Annotated in this window: 17 protein-coding genes; 9 read left to right on the top strand and 8 right to left on the bottom strand. The window is 74.8% G+C overall.

Annotated features, from left to right (window positions below):
* The first annotated feature begins 39 nt into the window (after positions 1–39).
* On the top strand, positions 40–540 hold the full coding sequence (locus AB0G11_RS41920) for a hypothetical protein (protein WP_357592405.1): 501 nt from the start codon (positions 40–42) through the stop codon (positions 538–540).
* Positions 537–1,130 carry a hypothetical protein gene (locus AB0G11_RS41915; RefSeq protein WP_357592403.1) on the top strand — a complete coding sequence of 198 codons (594 nt, stop codon included), beginning with the start codon at positions 537–539 and terminating at the stop codon, positions 1,128–1,130. Before AB0G11_RS41920 ends, AB0G11_RS41915 begins: the two co-directional genes overlap by 4 nt.
* 17 nt (positions 1,131–1,147) lie before the next feature.
* Here AB0G11_RS41915 and AB0G11_RS41910 read toward each other — a convergent pair whose 3' ends face one another.
* Together AB0G11_RS41910 and AB0G11_RS41905 are read right to left on the bottom strand one after the other, a co-directional pair.
* A complete protein-coding gene (locus tag AB0G11_RS41910) occupies positions 1,148–2,842 on the bottom strand; it encodes a DJ-1/PfpI family protein (RefSeq protein ID WP_357592402.1) in 1,695 nt (564 codons plus the stop codon).
* 64 nt (positions 2,843–2,906) lie between these two features.
* The gene (locus AB0G11_RS41905; RefSeq protein ID WP_357592400.1) at positions 2,907–5,708 is read right to left on the bottom strand and encodes an AAA family ATPase; all 2,802 of its coding nucleotides are present in this window, start codon (positions 5,706–5,708) and stop codon (positions 2,907–2,909) included.
* A gap of 120 nt (positions 5,709–5,828) precedes the next feature.
* On the opposite strand from AB0G11_RS41905, the gene AB0G11_RS41900 reads away from it, so the two are divergent.
* The 7 genes from AB0G11_RS41900 to AB0G11_RS41870 all read left to right on the top strand — a co-directional run bounded on the left by AB0G11_RS41900 (position 5,829) and on the right by AB0G11_RS41870 (position 11,213).
* Entirely contained in the window at positions 5,829–6,443 is a 615-nt protein-coding gene (locus tag AB0G11_RS41900; protein ID WP_219515407.1) for an SDR family NAD(P)-dependent oxidoreductase, read from the top strand.
* Positions 6,403–6,747, top strand: a complete 345-nt coding sequence (locus AB0G11_RS41895; RefSeq protein ID WP_219515410.1) for a VOC family protein — start codon at positions 6,403–6,405, stop codon at positions 6,745–6,747. The genes AB0G11_RS41900 and AB0G11_RS41895 overlap by 41 nt, the downstream gene beginning before the upstream one ends.
* A 108-nt stretch (positions 6,748–6,855) precedes the next feature.
* Positions 6,856–7,389, top strand: coding sequence for a 2,4'-dihydroxyacetophenone dioxygenase family protein (locus AB0G11_RS41890; protein ID WP_219515414.1), 534 nt, complete (start codon positions 6,856–6,858; stop codon positions 7,387–7,389).
* 12 nt (positions 7,390–7,401) lie between these two features.
* Entirely contained in the window at positions 7,402–8,673 is a 1,272-nt protein-coding gene (locus AB0G11_RS41885) for an MFS transporter (protein ID WP_357592398.1), read from the top strand.
* Positions 8,670–9,746 carry a 2,3-butanediol dehydrogenase gene (locus AB0G11_RS41880; RefSeq protein ID WP_219515419.1) on the top strand — a complete coding sequence of 359 codons (1,077 nt, stop codon included), beginning with the start codon at positions 8,670–8,672 and terminating at the stop codon, positions 9,744–9,746. The genes AB0G11_RS41885 and AB0G11_RS41880 overlap by 4 nt, the downstream gene beginning before the upstream one ends.
* 52 nt (positions 9,747–9,798) lie before the next feature.
* Positions 9,799–10,770: a helix-turn-helix domain-containing protein gene (locus AB0G11_RS41875; protein WP_219515434.1), complete on the top strand. Its 972-nt coding sequence runs from the start codon at positions 9,799–9,801 to the stop codon at positions 10,768–10,770.
* Between the two features lie 212 nt (positions 10,771–10,982).
* Positions 10,983–11,213 carry a hypothetical protein gene (locus AB0G11_RS41870; RefSeq protein WP_219515437.1) on the top strand — a complete coding sequence of 77 codons (231 nt, stop codon included), beginning with the start codon at positions 10,983–10,985 and terminating at the stop codon, positions 11,211–11,213.
* Here AB0G11_RS41870 and AB0G11_RS41865 read toward each other — a convergent pair.
* The 6 genes from AB0G11_RS41865 to AB0G11_RS41840 all read right to left on the bottom strand — a co-directional run bounded on the left by AB0G11_RS41865 (position 11,208) and on the right by AB0G11_RS41840 (position 16,989).
* Positions 11,208–11,651 (bottom strand): proteasome activator, encoded by a 444-nt coding sequence (locus AB0G11_RS41865; RefSeq protein WP_357592396.1) that lies wholly within the window; start codon positions 11,649–11,651, stop codon positions 11,208–11,210. The two genes, AB0G11_RS41870 and AB0G11_RS41865, sit on opposite strands and share 6 nt — an antisense overlap.
* 67 nt (positions 11,652–11,718) lie before the next feature.
* Positions 11,719–12,864, bottom strand: coding sequence for an FAD-dependent monooxygenase (locus tag AB0G11_RS41860; RefSeq protein WP_219515457.1), 1,146 nt, complete (start codon positions 12,862–12,864; stop codon positions 11,719–11,721).
* Positions 12,865–12,984: 120 nt separating this feature from the next.
* Entirely contained in the window at positions 12,985–13,923 is a 939-nt protein-coding gene (locus tag AB0G11_RS41855; RefSeq protein ID WP_219515469.1) for an AfsR/SARP family transcriptional regulator, read from the bottom strand.
* Between the two features lie 140 nt (positions 13,924–14,063).
* Positions 14,064–14,735 carry a response regulator transcription factor gene (locus tag AB0G11_RS41850; protein WP_219515510.1) on the bottom strand — a complete coding sequence of 224 codons (672 nt, stop codon included), beginning with the start codon at positions 14,733–14,735 and terminating at the stop codon, positions 14,064–14,066.
* Positions 14,717–15,838, bottom strand: a complete 1,122-nt coding sequence (locus AB0G11_RS41845) for a hypothetical protein (protein ID WP_357592394.1) — start codon at positions 15,836–15,838, stop codon at positions 14,717–14,719. The genes AB0G11_RS41850 and AB0G11_RS41845 overlap by 19 nt, the downstream gene beginning before the upstream one ends.
* Complete coding sequence (locus tag AB0G11_RS41840; RefSeq protein WP_357592392.1) at positions 15,835–16,989, bottom strand: ATP-binding protein; 1,155 nt, start codon at positions 16,987–16,989, stop codon at positions 15,835–15,837. Before AB0G11_RS41840 ends, AB0G11_RS41845 begins: the two co-directional genes overlap by 4 nt.
* Positions 16,990–17,039 lie beyond the last annotated feature (50 nt).

Genomic DNA, 17,039 nt, shown 5'->3' with positions numbered 1-17,039 from the left:
CTGTAGGATGCCGCCGTTCCCGGACGATCGAGGTGCCCGTTGCGCGCGTTACCCGAGGAGAGCCAGTGGGGCCTGCTGGCCGCCGCCGGTCTGGCCGAGCAGATCCACGCCTTCTGGTTCGAGGGCGACGACCGCGCCGCGATCGCGGCCGAGCTGGGGATCGACCAGGCCAGGACGGTCGAGTGCGGCCTGGCCACCGCGCTGCGCTGGAACGGCGCCGGCTCGCGCACCCCGATCCTCTGGATGGGCCGCCACGCGCCCGGCTGGACGTTCGCCCTGGTGCTGAACTTCTCGCTCTGCGCCCTGGCGCCGCTCGACCGGCGGGTCCTCGAGTTCTGCTACGTGAGAGGGATCAACGAGTTCTACGGCGTGCCGGGCATCTACGGCGAGGACGGCCTCGACGACCTCTGGCTCAACGACGACCAGGGCGACGAGAGCGACCTCGACCCGCACCTGGTCGCGATCGGGCGGATCACCGGCCGGTTCGTCGACCGCGCCTGGCTCGCCGAGCGGCGGACCCTGTGCCGGGTGGCCGCGTGAAGCTCTGGGAGCAGTGGCCGCTGCTGGAGGCGCGCGGGTTCGGTGACCTGTTCGCCGGCACCTGGATCGAGGGCGACGACCCCGACGAGATCGCCCGCCTGCTCGGCGGCGACCCGGCGGCGGCGGTGCCCTGCGGCCTGGCGGAGGCGATGCGGCACTACGAGCCGTACGGGTTCGACGAGCTCGTCTGGATGGGCGCCCACGCCCCCGGCTGGACCCATGCCATCACCGTCGCCGGCCCGCGCCCGCGCACCGAGCCGCTGGCCGGGCGCAGGTACGTCCAGGTCGTGTGGGACGCCGACGGGCTCGGCGTGCACGATCTCTACTATTCGGACGGCGTCACGGAAGGGCGGCTCAGCCCGAGGGACGTCGCCGCCACCGGCTGGCCCTTCCACGAGCACGCCCACGGCCTGGCCGACGACCGGATGAGCCCCTTCAACGTGTTCGCCGGGCAGGAGGTCAGGCCGGAGGGCGTGCTGAGGCTGTGGCTGGACAACTGGCTGATCGTGGCGGGCCGCCTGTCGGGGCGCTTCCTCGACGACGATTGCCTCGACGCGACCCGGCGGCTGTACCGCCTGCCGGTCGGCTGACGCGCCCGGGGGGCGGGTCAGCGGCGGCGTCGCCGGAGCAGCAGGACGCCGCCGGTCGCCACGGCGGCGCCGAGCAGGACGAGCAGGCCGGCCACGGCGGTCGCCGGCCACGGCCAGGCGCTGCCGGTGAGCCCGAGGTCCTGCACCGGGTACTCCAGCGTCTTCGCCGTCCACCGGGCCGTCTGCACGTCGTAGGTGCGGGCGATGTCGCGCATCACCGGGTCGAAGGCGAACTCCCCGCCCGTGTGCGGGTACTCGGGCCGCAGGTCGCCCACCCCGGTCACCTGCCGCCGGGCCGCGTCCAGGCCGGGCACGATGAGCCGCCCGAGCTCCCCGGCAGCCTCGGCGGGCGTCGCCCGGGGCACGAACGTCAGCCCGTGGCGGGAGCGCACCGGGCCGTCACCGATCGCGACCGTACGCCCGACCATCGCGTGCTCGGTGTAGGAGATGAACACCGAGGCCAGCTCCAGCTCGCCGACGCCGTCCACGAGCCGCACGCCGATGGCCGACGGGCCGGGCCGGTAGGAGGCGTTGATCCCCACGACCGCGTCGCCCGGCTCCAGCCCGGACTCGGGGATGGGCGCGGCGGCGCCGGGGGAGTAGTGCCGCCAGTGCACCCGCTGCGCCGCCTCCTGGGCCGCGTCGGCGCCGAGCAGCCGTTCGACGATCCGCAGGGCGCCGTCGATGCCGGACAGCACTCCGGCCGTGGTGATCACCTCGCCGTCGTCGACGTACCGGACGCCGCCGGTCCAGCCGACGGCGGGGAAGTCGGCACGCAGCCCGGACAGCCGCAGCCAGTGCGAGGTGGCGCGCCTGCCGTCGAGCAGCCCGGTCCCGGCCAGCACCCGGGCGCCGTTGCAGACGCTGACGACGATCGCGCCGCGCGCCGCGTGGGCGCGCAGCCAGTCGCCGACCGCCGGGTACGGCTCCTGCATGGCGGGGATCACCACGGCGTCGAGCCGGTCGCGCCGCTCGTCCAGCAGCCGCGTCAGCCCGTCGAGCGTCAGGTCGGGCACCAGGTCGAGCCCGCCCGTCAGAGGCGCCGGGCCCGCGTCGGCGGCGACGACGTACGTGTTGACGCGGCCGGTGCCCGCCAGCACCTCGTACGGGCCGAGCAGGTCGGCCACGTTGGTGCCGCCGGGGCCGGTGAGCAGGGCCACGGTGGGCTTGGCCGGGTCGTGGCCGCCGGCCTTCGGGGCGGGCCTGGCGGTCACGGCGTCGGCGCGGACCGTGTAGAGGTCGCCGAACTTGCCCGTGGTGTTGACGGCCGACACCGAGGCCGGGACCAGCAGCGCGACCAGCACGACACCCGATCGCCTGAGCCACTTGGCCGGGATGCCGACCGGGTGGCAGGTGTACTCGGCGTGGCGCCACAGCATGGCCAGGGCCATGAAGACGAACATGAGCGTGTGCCCGAGGGACATCACGACATGTCCTGATAAGACGCCGAACCAGTAGGGGGCGAGCAGGATGGGGAACGGCGCGAACATCGCCACGCTCATCTCCGCGATGCTCGCCCACCCGTGCCTGCGGACCAGCATCCAGGCGGCCATGCCGACGGTCATGTCGGCGGCCATGAGCAGCGTGTCGACGTCGAACCGGACCGGCTGCGGCAGCACCGCGTCCCACAGGAGGTCGAGCAGCAGCATCCCGGCGTACATGGCGATGACCATCTCGGCGTAGTGCCAGACGAACCTGATGATTTTCCGCATGTCCGTACTCCTGACGTGAGCGTGTGATGCCGCCGACGTTAGGAAGGGACGGGCAGGCGCCGAATCAGCGAACTCGCCGGTCCTCCGCCAGGACGAGCCGCATCAGCTCGGCGCGCGAGGTGATGCCGGCCTTCTGGAAGACCTTGCGCAGGTGGTAGTCGACCGTGCGCGGGCTGAGGAAGAGCTGCGCGGCGATCTCGCGGTTGGTCAGCCCCTCGCCGACCGCCAGCGTGATGCGCAGCTCCTGCGGGGTGAGCGTGCCGAGCGCGGCGGCCTCCGGGGCGCGGGTGCGCGCCTGCTCGCCGGTGGCGCGCAGCTCGCCCTGCGCGTGGTCGGCCCAGGCGAGCGCGCCCAGGCGGCGGAAGCCCTCGGCCGCCTCGCGCAGGTGCCGCCGCGCCTCGGACCGCCGCCGGTCGCGCCGCAGCCGCTCGCCGAGCAGCAGCTCGGTGCGGGCCAGCTCCAGCGGGGAGTCGGCCAGGGCGTGCAGGCGCAGTGCTTCGGCGAAGTGGCCGTGCGCGTCGGCGCCCTCGTTGACCAGCGCCCGGCAGCGGGCCGCCAGCGCGCCCAGCTCCGGCGAGCCGGTGTACGCGGTCCACCGCTCGTACCGCGCGGCAGCGGTGGCGGCGCCCTCCTGGTCCCCGGCCCGCACCAGCGCCTCGACCAGGTCAGGCGCCATTCCCATGGCCAGGTCGGCGGGCAGATCCACGCCCGGATCGGCAACCAGGCCGGTGGCCGCACCATGAGGGCGGCCCGTGGCCGGATCAACGGTCGAGGCCGTGGTCAGGGCCGTGGCCGGGCCGGTGGTTCCGGCGAAGTGGTGGGCGGCCTCGTGGTGGCGGCCGGCGACGAGGTCGACGAGGCCGAGCGCGCGTCCGGCGTACGCCATCGCGTCCGGCAGGCGGCGGCCGGTCGCCTCGGCCAGCACGTCGGCGGCCAGCTCGGCCGCCTCCGGCCGCCCCCGGAGCGCCGCGCACAGGGCCAGCAGCGCCCGGTTGCGGCAGGCGGTGTTGGGCTGGCTGGCGTCGGCGGCGAACTGGCAGCCCTCCTCGGCGTGCGCCTCGGCGAGCCCGAACCGGCCCCGCGCGAGCTCGTCGGCGGCCTGGTACTCGAGGTTCCAGGCGACCGTGCCGAGCGATCCGCCCGCCCGGGCCAGCCGTCCGGCGTCGCGGATCAGGCGGCGGCTCAGCTCGTGCTCGCCGAGCTGCCCGGCGATCGCGCCGGCCAGCGTCATCGTCACCGGATCGGTGAGCTCACCGGCCAGCTCGCGGTCGCGCTCCGCCGGTCGCGGGTCGTGGCCGGTGCGGGCCAGGCAGAGCGCGTGGAGCAGCCGCAGCACCGCGTCGCGCGGGTCGTCGCGGTCCGGCGCGACCTCGCCGAGCCAGCCCGCCAGCTCGGCCCATGCCCGGGGCCGGTCGGCCCGGCGGCCGAGGTCGGCGTACATGGCGACGGTCGGCGTGAACAGCCGCCTGTCGATCCGGAGCGCGCGCGGGATCCACGGCCTGACCAGGTCGAGCGCGTCCTGCGTCGACCCGGCGAACTCGGCCACGATGGCGCGCAGCGCGGCCAGCGCGATCCGGTCGGCCTCGGCCAGGCGCGGCTCGCGTTCGGCCCGGTCGAGCAGCTCGCCGGCGGCGGCGGTGAACCCGCCCTGGACGGCGGCGCGCGCGGCGCTCCACAGCCGGCGGCCGCGGTCGGGCCCGTCGGGGGTGAGCTCGGCCGCGCGTGACAGCGTGGCCATGGCCGCGGCCGGGCCGCCGCGCAGGGCGGCCTGCTCGGCCGAGCGCTCCAGCTCCCCGGCTGCCTCCTCGTCCTGGCCGACGGCGGCCTGCCCCAGGTGCCAGGCGCGCCGGTGGTGGTCGGCGTCGGTGTCGAACGCCGAGGCGAGCGCCCGGTGGATGGCCACCCGCCGGTTGACGGTGGCGCTGTGGTAGACGGCCGACCGGATGAGCGGGTGCCGGAACACCAGCCGGGTCCCGTCGTAGGTGAGCAGTTCGTCCAGCTCGGCGCGGTGCAGCGGGCCGGCGTCGATCCCGAGGGAGGCGGCGGCCCGGCCGACGGTCTCGACGCTGCCGGAGCCGTCGGCGGCGATGAGCTGGAGCAGCGGCAGCGCGGCGCCGTGGCGGGCGCGGATCCTGGCCAGGAACGAGCGGCCGAGCTCGTCGGTCAGCGCGGGCGGCTCCTGGGCGCCCTCCGGCGGCAGCTCCCGCCCGGCGAGCTCCAGCAGGGCGAGCGGGTTGCCGCCGGTGACGGCGAGAAGTTGCTCCTGCTCGCCGTGGGTGAGCCGCCGCCCGGCGAGCAGCGCGCGGGCGGCGTCCGGTTTGAGGCCCATGAGCGGGATGCGCCGCAGGTGTGGCAGGTCGGTGTCGTGTCCCTCGTCGGCCCGCGCCGCCAGCGCCACCGCGATCGGCTCGTTGTCCAGGCGGCGGGCCACGAACGCGAGCGTCTTCAGCGTGGGCCGGTCGGCCCAGTGGGCGTCGTCGACGATGCACAGCAGCGGACGCTCGCCGGCCCGCAGCGACAGCAGCGACAGCGTGGACAGGCCGACCAGGAACGGGTCCGGCGGCGTGCCGTGCGCCCGCCCGAACAGCACGCTCAGCGCCTGCGCCTGCGGGCCGGGCAGCTCGGCGACCGAGTCGAGGACGGGGAGCAGCAGCTCGTGCAGCGTCGCGTAGGCGAGGTCGGCCTCGGGCGCGACGCCGACCGCGCGCAGCACCCGGAAGCCGGTCGCGCGCTCCTCGGTGTGCGTCAGCAGCGCGGTCTTGCCGATGCCGGGCTCGCCGTGCAGCACCACGCCGCCGCCGTGCCCTTCGGCGGCACGCCGCAGCAACGTTGCGAGCAGCTCGATCTCGCTGTCTCTCCCCAGCACACGGTGAGCATAGAAAGCACCGCAAGCTGTGACAACGGGCACGGGACCGGCGACTTCACTGATGCGGGCCGGCGGCAGGCTGCCTAGCCTCGGAGATCCGCGGCAGAAGGGCAGGTCACCATGGGCGAGACGCTGCGCGGCAGGACCGCCATCGTCACCGGCGCCGGCCGCGCGATCGGCGCGGCGGCGGCGCGGGCGCTGAGCAGGGCGGGCGCCGGCGTCGTGCTGGCCGCCCGCGACGGCCGCGCGCTGGAGGCGCTGGCCGCCCGCATCGGCGCGGCCGGCGGCGCGGTGGTGGCCGTCCCCACGGACCTTTCGAGCCCGGTGTCGGTGCGGCGGCTGGTGGAGCAGACGCTCGGCGCGTTCGGCCGGCTCGACGCCGCCTTCAACCACTCCCGCGCCGCCCTGGCCATGCGGTACGAGCTTCCGCCCATGCGGCTGGCCGGGCGGGGCCGCATCGTCAACCTGGCCACCGGCCCGCGCGTGGCCGAGCTGACCCGCGCGACGGCCCGCGACCTGGCCGGCACCGGCGTCCGGGTCAGCGCCGTGACCCCGGCGTACGGCAGCGCTGAGGAGATCGCCGACGCGGTCGTGCGGCTGTGCTCGGAAGGGTGCTCGGACTGGTGCGCGGACGGGTGCGCATGCTCGGACGGCTGTGGCTGCGGGTGCGCGGACGGCTGGCTACGCTTGCCCCATGCATCCGCGTCTCGGCCAGATCGTCATCGACTGCCGTGATCCACACGGCCTGGTCCGCTTCTGGGCCGCCCTGTTCGGCGGCGACCCGGTGGACCGCGCCGCCGACTGGTCCTACGTCGAGCCGCCCGGCGGCGTCCGCCTGGCCTTCCAGCAGGTGCCCGAGGGCAAGGCCGGCAAGAACCGGCTGCACCTGGACGTCGAGGTCGCCGCGATCGAGCCCGCTGCCGCCCGCGCCGTGGAGCTGGGCGCCACCCGACTCGGCGCGACGGTCACCGACGCCCAGGGCTCCTTCCAGGTGATGGCCGACCCGGAGGGCAACGAGTTCTGCTTCGTGCACGGCTGACCAGCGGCATGTCCGCTTTGTGCAAACCGTGAGGTCCGCCAGGGGAAAGACGGGGACGGGCCGGCCGGGGTTCACTTCCGGGAAACATCCCAGAAAGGACCCGTCACCATGCCGGAAGCACCGAAGTCGGAGTTCTGGAAGGACCTGCGGCCCATCGAGAACTCCTTCCGCCCGGACGCGCTGCCCGAGGTGTACCTCTCGCAGGTCGCCACCGACGACGACCGCTACTACGTGCCGTTCACCGACACCGTCGGCTCCCGCCCGCTGTGGATCAACGTCAAGGACAACAGCTGGGCCGACATCCTGCGGGCCAAGGAGGCCGGGCTGGTGAACCGGCACTACCACCCGCACGAGGTGTTCGCGTACACGATCTCCGGCAAGTGGGGCTACCTGGAGCGGCCCTGGACCGCGAGCGCGGGCGACTTCGTCTACGAGGCGCCGGGCGAGGGCCACACGCTGGTCGCCTACGACAGCGGCGAGCCGATGAAGACGTTCTTCATCGTCAAGGGCCCGCTCATCTGGCTGGACGAGAACGGCGACCCCGACGGCTTCTTCGACGTGCACGACTACATCGCGATGTGCCGCGAGCACTACGAGAAGGTCGGGATCGGCGCCGACTACGTCAACTCCCTCTTCCGCTGACACGAGGTCGTCATGGCTGACACCCCCACCGGGACCACGGCCGACAGGTACGAGAACCGCCTGCTGGTCATCCTGTTCCTCGCCTTCGGCTTCGTCTTCTTCGACCGCCAGGCGCTGTCGTTCCTGGCGCCGTACATGGACGCCGACTTCGGCCTGTCCAACGCCGAGCTCGGCACGCTGTCCGGCGTGCTGGCGCTCACCTGGGCGCTGGCCGGCATGTTCGCCGGCCGGCTCTCGGACGCGCTCGGCCGCCGCAAGCCCATCCTCATCGCGGCCGTGGTGCTGTTCTCGCTGTTCTCCGCCTCCTCCGGCCTGATGGCGAGCTTCGCCGGGCTGCTGGCGGCCCGCGCGCTCATGGGCACGGCCGAGGGCGCGGTGCTGCCGATGGCGCAGTCGCTCATGGTGGAGGCGTCGAGGGAGAGCCGCCGGGGCTTCAACATGGGCCTGGTCCAGGGCTCGTCCGCGGGCCTGCTCGGCGGCATCGTGGCCCCGCTGGCCGTGGTGTGGCTGGCGGAGACCTACAGCTGGCAGGTCGCCTTCTACGTCACGATCATCCCCGGCCTGATCATCGCGGCGCTCATCGCCAAGTTCGTGCACGAGCGCTCGCCCCGCACGCCGGACGCCCCCGCGGCGGCCGCCCCGAAGCCGGCCCGGGTGCCGCTGGGCGAGGTGCTCAAGCTGCGCAACATCGTCGTCTGCATGCTGATCGCCTGCTTCTACCTGACGTGGTTCATCACCATCATCACCTTCACCCCGACCTACCTGACCGAGGTGAAGGGCTTCGCGCCCGGCACGATGAGCGGCGTGATGACGTGCCTGGGCGTGGCCTGGGTGCTGTGGGGGTTCGCCACGCCGGGGATCTCCGACCGGCTGGGCCGCAAGCCCACGCTGATCGGCTTCACCGCGCTCGCGGTGTGCTGCCCGCTGTTCCTCGTGTACGTGGACGACCCCGTACTGCTCGGCGCGCTCATGGTGGTCAGCTACACCGGGCTGGGCTGCTTCACGCTGTTCATGGCCACGATCCCGGCCGAGACCGTGCCGCGCGGCGCGCTCGCCACCGCCCTCGGCCTGATCATGGGCGTGGGCGAGCTGGCCGGCGGGTTCCTCGCGCCGATGGTCGCGGGCTGGGCGTCCGACCAGTGGGGGCTGCAGACCGCGATGTTCATCGCGGCCGGCGGCGCGCTGCTGGTGGTCGTGCTCTCGTTCGCGCTGCGCGAGACCGCGCCCGCGGTTCTGCGCCGCCGCGCCGCCGCCGGACCGGCCCCCAGCGCGGCGGGCTCATGAGCGGCACCGCCCGCAGGCCCGCCGTCAAGGCCGCCGTCTGGTACGGCCCCCGCGACGTCCGGGTGCTCGACACGTACGTCCCGCCGCCCGGCCCGGGGGAGGTGACGATCGAGGTGGCGTACTGCGGGATCTGCGGCAGCGACCTGCACGAGTACGCCGACGGCCCGCACGCCATCCCGGTCGGCGAGCCGCACCCGGAGTCGGGCGTGGCCGCCCCGCTGGTGCTCGGTCACGAGTTCTGCGGCACCGTCGCCGAGACCGGCCCCGGCGTCACCCGCGTCGCCCCCGGCGACCGGGTGGCGGTCGAACCGCACTACCGCTGCGGCGACTGCCCCCGCTGCCGGGCCGGCGAGTACAACATCTGCCGCCACTTCGGCTTCGCCGGGCTGATGGGCCACGGCGGGCTCGCCGAGCGCGTCACCGTGCCCGCGTACATGCTGCACCGGCTGCCCGAGTCGGTGCCGCTGGAGCAGGCGGCGGTCTTCGAGCCCGCCGCGGTCGCGCTGCACGCCGTCAGGCGGGCCGCGGTGGCGCCCGGCGAGACCGTCGCCGTCGTCGGCCTGGGGCCGATCGGGCTGCTGGTGACGCGGCTGGCGGCCCGCGCCGGAGCCGGGCGGATCGTGGCGGCGGACCCGTCGCCGGCCCGGCGCGCGCTGGCCCGCGCCCTCGGCGCGACGGACACCGTGCCGGCCGGCGACTCCTGCGCGGCGCAGGTCAGGGAGGCGACCGGCGGCGAGGGCGCGGACGTGACGTTCGAGGCCGTCGGCTCGGAGGTGGCGCTCGGCACCAGCCTGGCCGCCACCAGGCGGGGCGGGCGGGTGATGTTCCTCGGCCTGGCCGGGACCGTCAGCCTGGACGCCTTCGCCCTGGTCAACAACGAGCAGTCGATCCTCACCAGCGTCGGCTACCGGGACGCCTACCCGGAGCTCATCCGCATGGTCGCCGAGGAGGGCGTCGACCTGACCGGGATCGTCACCTCGACCATCCCGCTGGCCGACGTGGTGCGCGACGGCTTCGAGGCGCTGCTGAGCGGCGGGGAAGGACAGGTGAAAGTGCTGGTCCGGCCTGTGTGACAGATCACACCGGGTTGCTATCCTGTGCGTCCCGCCGGGGAAGGAGGGACACATGCCGGCCGACACCGTCACCGTGGTCTCCAGGGCCACGACCGAGCACGTCGCACCCGCCGAGCGCATCGACTACTGGGAGGACTACAACCGCAGGGCGCTGGTGGGCCTGTCCTGCACCTCCTACTCCGACCAGGGCCTGCTCGCCAAGCAGACCAACATCGAGCTGACCGCGATCCGGCTGGCCGACATCGCGGGCAACGCCCACGCGATCGAGCGCAGCCCGCAGACCGTGCGGTCCGCGCCCAAGGACTCCGTCTTCGCCACCCTGCTGCTCACCGGCGACGCGGTGTTCCTGCACGAGCACGGCTGCCTGGCCGCCACCGCGGGGGAGCTCGTCGTCTACGACACGCGCAGCCCCTACCTGTTCGGGTTCTCCTCCAGCATGCGGCAGATCCTCGTCGACATCCCGCGCGACCTGTTCGACCGGGCGTGCCTGGCGGGCGGGCTGCCGGCGCCGATGCTGTTCGGCCGCGACACCGCCCGCGAGGGCACGCTGGTGGCCGCGCTCCGCTCGCTGCTGGGCGGGCTCGCCGCGCTGCGGTCCGGCTGGGAGCCCGACCACGCCGAGGCCGCCGTGCTCGACCTGCTGCGCCAGCTCGCCGCCGAGCGCTCCGGCGGCCGGCCCGGCCACGACGGCTACCGCACCCAGCTCATCGTCGCCGAGGACTACATCGAGCGGCACCTGCACGACCCCGCCCTGAGCACCGCCCGGGTCGCCGGGGTCATGGGCATCTCCGTGCGGCACCTGGCCCGCATCTTCGAGTCCACCGGCAGGTCGCCGGCCCGGCACATCACCGAGCGGCGGCTGGAGGAGGCGCACCGCCAGCTCACCGGCGGCGGGGCGCGCGACACCACGATCGCCGACGTGGCGCACCGGTGGGGCTTCTCGAGCCAGGCGCACTTCGCCCGCCTGTTCCGGGCCCGCTTCGGCCGCACCCCCAGCGAGGCCCGCGCCGCCGCGTCCGGCTGACCCGCCCCGGTGTGGCGTCCCGGGTGCTGGGTAGCCAGGCTCTGAGCAGCAGAAACGGGGGAGAACACGATGACCGAGCAGCCTGGGGAGCCGGCCGAGCAGGACCAGCCGGACGAGCTCAGCGACGAGGAACTGGACGAGGCCTTCCTGCGCCAGAAGGAACTCAATCCCGACGACTTCGAATAGCACGCCGGGGACGACGGGAGAACGAGATGACGGACGAGACCGGGCATGACGAGATGCCCGACGAGGTGCGGCGGGTGCTGGACGAGGTGTTCCGCGACCGGGACGAGGTGACGCGGCGCGAGGTCTACTCGTGCGCGTCCGAGCACGTCAAGCTGCCCGCCGACACCCTCGGACAGCTCAACGAGCTGCCCGAGCGCTCCTACACCAGGCAGGAGCTCACCGAGGCGCTCGCCCGCCTCCTCGGCGGGCACTCATAGGTACGGCCCGCCGCCGGCCGCCGGAGGCAGATCGGGCCGGGGCGGCGGCGGCAGCTGGTGGGCCGCCTGCTGCAGCGCCAGCCCGGTCTTGATGCCCTGGAAGACCCCCTCCAGCCAGCCGACGAGCTGGCTCTGCGTGATGCGGATCTCCGCCTGCGTGGGCGGCGCCGACGGGTCCGGCAGCAGGCGGGCCAGCTCCTCGCGCAGCTCCGGGTCCACGGAGTGGCCGATCTCCTTGACGGCCTGCTCCTGGATGTGCTGAAGCTGCTCGCGGGCGTGCTCGTCGAGCGGCACCGTACGGGCCTCGTCCAGCAGCGAGCTCACCATGGCGCTCACGCGAAGCAGCCGGGCCGGTTCCTCGACGCGCCTGATCTCCACCTCGGCGGCGGTCGCGGCCTCGTCCTCCGGCGGCCGGGGCTGATCTGGTGTCGGTGTCATGTCGGCGTCCTGTTTCGCTCGAGTGCCTGGGTTCACCTGACCCTCTGCCCACGCACCCGTACCTCACTCACCAGGCGAACGGCCGGGCGATCCGCGAGCCGAGCCATCCGGCCCGGTAGTAGAGCCGGGGCGGGACGCGCGACAGCAGCGGCGAGTGGCGGCGGCCGAGCAGCGTGAGCAGGTGCTCCGGCGGCAGGCCGACGTAGCGGTCCAGGTTCTCGTACCAGCGGGCGCTGTAGCGGGCCGCCCGCTGCGTCGGCCGGATCGCCGCCATGCGCTCGCGCTCGAACCAGGCCAGCGCCTCGGGCAGCCGGGGGGTGTTGTGCAGCGCGTGCACCAGGAACGCCGCGTCCCCGAGCGCGAGCGCCGTGCCCGCGCCGATCGAGTAGTGCGTGGTGTGCGCGGCGTCGCCCAGCAGGACCAGGTTGCCGCGATGCCACGTCCGGTTCGTCACCGTGCGGAAGCGCTGCCAGCGCCCGCCGCCCCCGCCGATCAGCGGGTGCCCGTCGAGGACCTCGGCGAACAGCTTCTCCAGCAGCGCCAGCCCGTCGGCCTCGCCCGCCTCGTCCAGCCCCAGCCCCCGCCACGTCTGCGGGAAGCACTCCACCACGCAGGTGCTGTTCGCCTTGCCGTACGGGTAGCCGTAGCACCAGATCCAGCCGTGCTCGGTCTCGGCGAAGGCGAAGGTGAAGGCGTCGAAGACCTTGGTGGTGCCCAGCCACACGTACGGGTCGCGGCCGGTCGCCACGTCGGTGCCGAAGTGGTCCGCGTGGCGTTCGCGCAGCGCGCTGCCCGCGCCGTCACCGGCGATGACCAGGTCCGCCCCGGCCAGCTCCTCCTCGGCGGCGACCTCGTGCTCGTACGCGATCCGCACGCCGAGCGAGCGGGCCCGGTCGGCGAGGATGGCCAGCAGCTCGCGGCGGCCGATGCCGAGCCCTTCCTCGGCGTTCTCCAGCGTCACCGTCGCGCGGTCGTGGACCCGCATCAGCCAGCTGTCCCAGTGGACGGAGCCGTCCACGATGGCCCGCGCGGTCTCGGGGTCGGTGCTGAGCAGCCTGTCACGCAGGTCGCCCCAGAACGTCACGCCCCACCCGTAGGTCGAGCCCTCGGGGTTGCGCTCGTAGACGGTGATGTCCCGGGCGGGGTCCACCAGCTTCATCAGGATCGAGAAGTACAGGTTGGCCGGCCCGCCGCCGACGCAGGCGATGTGCACGAGGAGCCCCTAAGTCACTGAACGTCACTTCTTACGACGCACAGTAACAGTCGGCCGGGCGGGGCCCCCGGTAGCGGCCCGGCCCGGCGGGTTCGAGCGGGCGCACGCGCGGCAGGCCGGTCAGCGCCGCCGCGGCGAGCGCCGGGCACGCCGGCGGGTCCGGCAGCCCGGGCAGGAGGAACACGTGACCGGCGGGCTCCACCGGCAGGCGCCGGAGGCCGGCCGCGATGCCGCCGGGACGACGGGCGCGGCCACCGTCACCCGCCGGGGCGGGACGTCCAGGCCGCAGCCCAGATCCGGAGCGGGGTCGAGAGCGGGGTCGCGGCGCAGGACCGCCTGCTGCAGCCGGCGCAGCGCGGGCCCCGGCTCGATGCCCAGCTCGTCGATCATGACGCGGCGGGTCTCCTGGTAGACCTCCAGCGCCTCCGGCGACCGCGAGGCCCGGTACAGCGCCAGCATGAGCTGGGCGCGCGGGCGCTCCCGCAGCGGGTGCGCCCGGACGTGCGCGAGCAGCACCGGCACCACCGCGTGGTGGTCACCGGCCGCCAGCCGCAGGTCGACGTGGTCCTCCAGCGTCGTCAGGCGCTCCTCCTGGAGGCGGGCCGACTCGGCGTGCGCCCAGGAGGCGTTCATGCCCGCCAGCGCGTCGCCCCGCCACAGCGCCAGGGCCCGCCGGAACAGGCCGTCCGCCGCCGCGACCTCGCCCCGCGCCCGCGCCTCCCGCGCCCGCCGGGCCAGCAGCGAGAACAGGTGCGCGTCGACGCTCTCGCGGGCCAGGTTCAGCTGGTAGCCGCCCGCGACCGTCGCGATGATCTCCTCGTCCTGGTGCGGCGCCAGCAGGCCGCGCAGTTTCGACACCACGATGTGCAGCTGCTTGCCGGCCGTCGTCGCCGTGCTCTCACCCCACACCTGGGCCAGGAGCTGCTCGGCCGGGACCGGCCGGCCGGCGCTCAGCGCCAGCCGCGCCAGCACACCGACCCGCCGCTCACCGGCCAGCCCGGCCGGCTCGCCGTGCGCGGTGATCTCCCAAGGCCCCAGGATCTTGATCTCCAGCCCCACGCGGGCTCTCCCTGTCGCTCGCCGACGGCGGGGGAAACGGAGAACGAAGGGACACCCCCTCGCCCCCGCCGCAGTGGGTGTCCGCGCCACCGGGGGAAACACTACGCAGGCGCGGCCGGGGCCGGTGTCGGGTGAACGCCCTACAAAACGGGCTCGTTGAGCTCGGCCAGCGTGATCACGCCGTCGTCGAGCGCCCGCCCGACGAGCTCGCTCTTGGTACGGGCCGCGCGCCCCGCGTTGGCGTACTTGATCCGGACGCGCGTGATGTAGGTGTCGACCGTCTTGACGGTGATGTTGAGCTTCGCGGCGACGAGATCCTTGGACGAGGACACGAACCAGGCCCGCAGCACCTCGGTCTCGCGCTGCGAGAGCCGGGGCCGGTCGGGGGAGTCGTCGGCGATGATCGCCCCCGACAGCGACGGGCCCGTGTACGGCTCGCCGCGCGCCGCCGCCCGGATCGCCGGCACCAGGTGCTCGGGGCCCTCGCGCTTGGTCAGGTAGGCCAGCGCGCCCAGGTCGACGCACTTCATCGCGGTCGCGTCGTCGGTGTGCTGCGAGTAGACGATCACCCGCCTGCCGTTGTCGACCAGCCGGCGCAGCTCGCCGAAGTCGGGCCGGCGCGGCACCAGCTCCAGATCGAAGATCACCACGTCGGCGCCGGCCCCGGGGCCCGTCCACACCTCGGCCAGCCGGTCGCCCGCGTCGATGAGCTCGATCGGCGGCACGGCCTCCGCGCACCAGAAGCGGACCCCCGCGGCGATCGCCGTGTGGTCGTCCACGATCACCGCGGTGATCAGGTCGTCGCCTGCCATTGGGCCTCCATCCACACCGTGTCGTCGTCGTGCAGCGCCTCCACCCGCACGCCGGGCGTCGCCGGGCTCGGCACGCCCACCTCGCCGCAGTCGGCCACCACGCTGACCGACACCAGCCCGGCGACCCCCGTGACCGTGACGCGGGCCTTCGAGGCCGCCGTGGCGAGCATGACGACCACGGCCTCGGTCAGGTCGCGGCGGACGGCCAGCGGCGGCGCCGGCCACTGACCCCGCGTGTCGAGCTCCACCACGACGCCCCGCCGGTCGGCCACGTCGACGCAGTGGCGCAGCTCGTGCAGCAGCGGATCGGCGACCGTGTCGGTCTCGGCGAACAGCCGCCGCATCCGCGCCGCCTCGATCGCCGAACGCCGCTGCACCTGCGGGTCCTCCGGGCGGAGCGAGCCGTCGGCCAGCCCCTTCAGCAGCGGGATCGTCGTCGCCGACAGCTCGGCGAAGCGCTGCTGCCTGCGCCGGTGGGACTCGGCGGCGACCGCCTCGGCGACGCGTACCCGCTCGATCTCCGCACGGGAGGCCGCCGCGGCGGCGCTGAGGCCGTGCAGGAGGCCCGCGACCACGGCCACGCAGAGCGGGAAGCCGATCACGGTCACCGAGCCGGTGGCGAACCGGGCCAGCGCGGCGCGGCTCGGCTCGTGCAGCACGAGCACGTTCAGCAGCGCGGTCAGCTCGTGCGCGAGCAGGAACGACACCGTGACGCGCAGCGGGCGGTCCAGCAGCACGACGACGCCCACCCAGTTGGCCGCGCCGAAGATCCAGTCGACGGTGGTCGAGGTCCGCCCGTCGGGCAGGGTCGCGTACGACAGTAGGGACGCGGCCAGCACGACGGCGACGGCGGGCAGGCGCAGCCGGTCCCACGAGCGCCGCCGCACGAGCAGCGCCGCCTCCCCCGCCAGCACCGCGACCAGCAGGCCCAGCGCGGCGACCTGGGCGAGCGGCGTCCCGTACTCGTCCAGGTGGCGCAGCAGGTTGGCGAGCCCGAGCCCGGCCACGATCGCCAGCGCGACCAGCAGCGTCGCCACGCGCAGGCCGCGCCGCAGCCGCGCCCGCGTCGCCTCCTCCTCCACGGCCTCGCCCATCGGGGTCATCGGTCCGCGTCACCGGCCGGGGCGGGCCATTCCAGGCTGACCAGGGTGCCCTCGCCCTCGGCTGAGGTGATCGTGGCGGTGCCGCCGACGCGGCTCATCCGGCCGCGCAGCGACTCGCGGATGCCGCGCCGGGTGAGCGGCACCCACGCGGGCGCGAACCCCCGGCCCCGGTCGGCGATGTCGAGCCGCAGCGCCCGCGCGTCGCCCTCCAGCCGCACGCTCGCCCGGCCGGTGCCCGCGTGGCGGCGCACGTTCGTGAGGGCCTCCCCGGCCGCGTCGGCGAGCGCCCGTGCCACGTCCGACGGCAGCCGCAGGCGCTCAGGGGCGTCGAACTCCACGGCCAGCCGCGCCTCGCCGAGCCTGGCCCGCAACCGCTCGACCAGGTCGTCCTCGCCGCCCGGTCCTTCCGGGTCGTCCCCGCCCGGCGGGCGGCCGGCGTCGGAGCACAGGCGGTCGAGGTCGCGGCGGGCCTGGGGAGCCAGCCAGCCGTCGTCCGAGCGCACCTGGCCGGTGCCGACCATGAGCAGCGTCGTCGCCGCCGTGTCGTGCAGGGAGTTGGCCAGCTCGCGCTCCTCGGCGCGGACCGCCTCGGCCACCAGCGACGCGCCGCGCGCCCGTACGGCCTCGGCCGCCGCCCGGTCGGCGCGGCCGGCGGCGTGGTGGACGAGCACCCAGGCCAGCCGGGACAGCGCCGCCGCCGCGGTCGCCCACATGGCCTCCCTGACCAGCGACTCGCCGCCGGCCAGGGCGACGATCAGCGCCGCCCCGCCTCCGGCGGCCACCGCCGCCGCACCGCCGGCGGCGGGCGTGGTGTGCCACTGCCAGGTGACGCAGGCGAAGGTCACCAGCAGCCGCAGCCAGCCGGTGTTGGTGTCCTCGATGGCGCCGGTCCACGGCACGCTCGAATACAGGCCCAGCAGGACGAGCACGTCGAGGGCGACCGGCCAGGACCCCCGCCCGGCGCGCAGCCACCACGAGAAGCCGCACGTCCAGGCCGCCGCGACGGCGACCACGGCGGCGGTGGCGGCGAGCTGTTCGCCCTGGGCGCGGAACAGGGCGATCCCGCAGATCGGCGCCAGCGTGGCCAGGCGCACCGCGGCCGCGTAGCGGCGGCCGAAGCGCACCAGCAGCAGCGCCGCCTCCCCAGCCACCCGTCACCCTCTCCGCCGGCACCCGCGCGATCTCCGTGACGAAGCCTAAC

Origin of the sequence: Nonomuraea sp. NPDC023979 (assembly GCF_040639085.1) — a bacterium.
Lineage (GTDB): Bacteria > Actinomycetota > Actinomycetes > Streptosporangiales > Streptosporangiaceae > Nonomuraea > Nonomuraea ceibae.
This window is presented reverse-complemented; position numbering and strand designations above follow the sequence as displayed.

Excerpts from the sequence above, each read along its gene's own strand:
- AB0G11_RS41910 (WP_357592402.1), bottom strand. The coding sequence starts at position 2,842 with ATGCGGAAAATCATCAGGTTCGTCTGGCACTACGCCGAGATGGTCATC.
- AB0G11_RS41900 (WP_219515407.1), top strand. The coding sequence starts at position 5,829 with ATGGGCGAGACGCTGCGCGGCAGGACCGCCATCGTCACCGGCGCCGGC.
- AB0G11_RS41895 (WP_219515410.1), top strand. The coding sequence starts at position 6,403 with ATGCATCCGCGTCTCGGCCAGATCGTCATCGACTGCCGTGATCCACAC.
- AB0G11_RS41890 (WP_219515414.1), top strand. The coding sequence starts at position 6,856 with ATGCCGGAAGCACCGAAGTCGGAGTTCTGGAAGGACCTGCGGCCCATC.
- AB0G11_RS41885 (WP_357592398.1), top strand. The coding sequence starts at position 7,402 with ATGGCTGACACCCCCACCGGGACCACGGCCGACAGGTACGAGAACCGC.
- AB0G11_RS41880 (WP_219515419.1), top strand. The coding sequence starts at position 8,670 with ATGAGCGGCACCGCCCGCAGGCCCGCCGTCAAGGCCGCCGTCTGGTAC.
- AB0G11_RS41875 (WP_219515434.1), top strand. The coding sequence starts at position 9,799 with ATGCCGGCCGACACCGTCACCGTGGTCTCCAGGGCCACGACCGAGCAC.
- AB0G11_RS41870 (WP_219515437.1), top strand. The coding sequence starts at position 10,983 with ATGACGGACGAGACCGGGCATGACGAGATGCCCGACGAGGTGCGGCGG.
- AB0G11_RS41865 (WP_357592396.1), bottom strand. The coding sequence starts at position 11,651 with ATGACACCGACACCAGATCAGCCCCGGCCGCCGGAGGACGAGGCCGCG.
- AB0G11_RS41850 (WP_219515510.1), bottom strand. The coding sequence starts at position 14,735 with ATGGCAGGCGACGACCTGATCACCGCGGTGATCGTGGACGACCACACG.
- AB0G11_RS41845 (WP_357592394.1), bottom strand. The coding sequence starts at position 15,838 with ATGACCCCGATGGGCGAGGCCGTGGAGGAGGAGGCGACGCGGGCGCGG.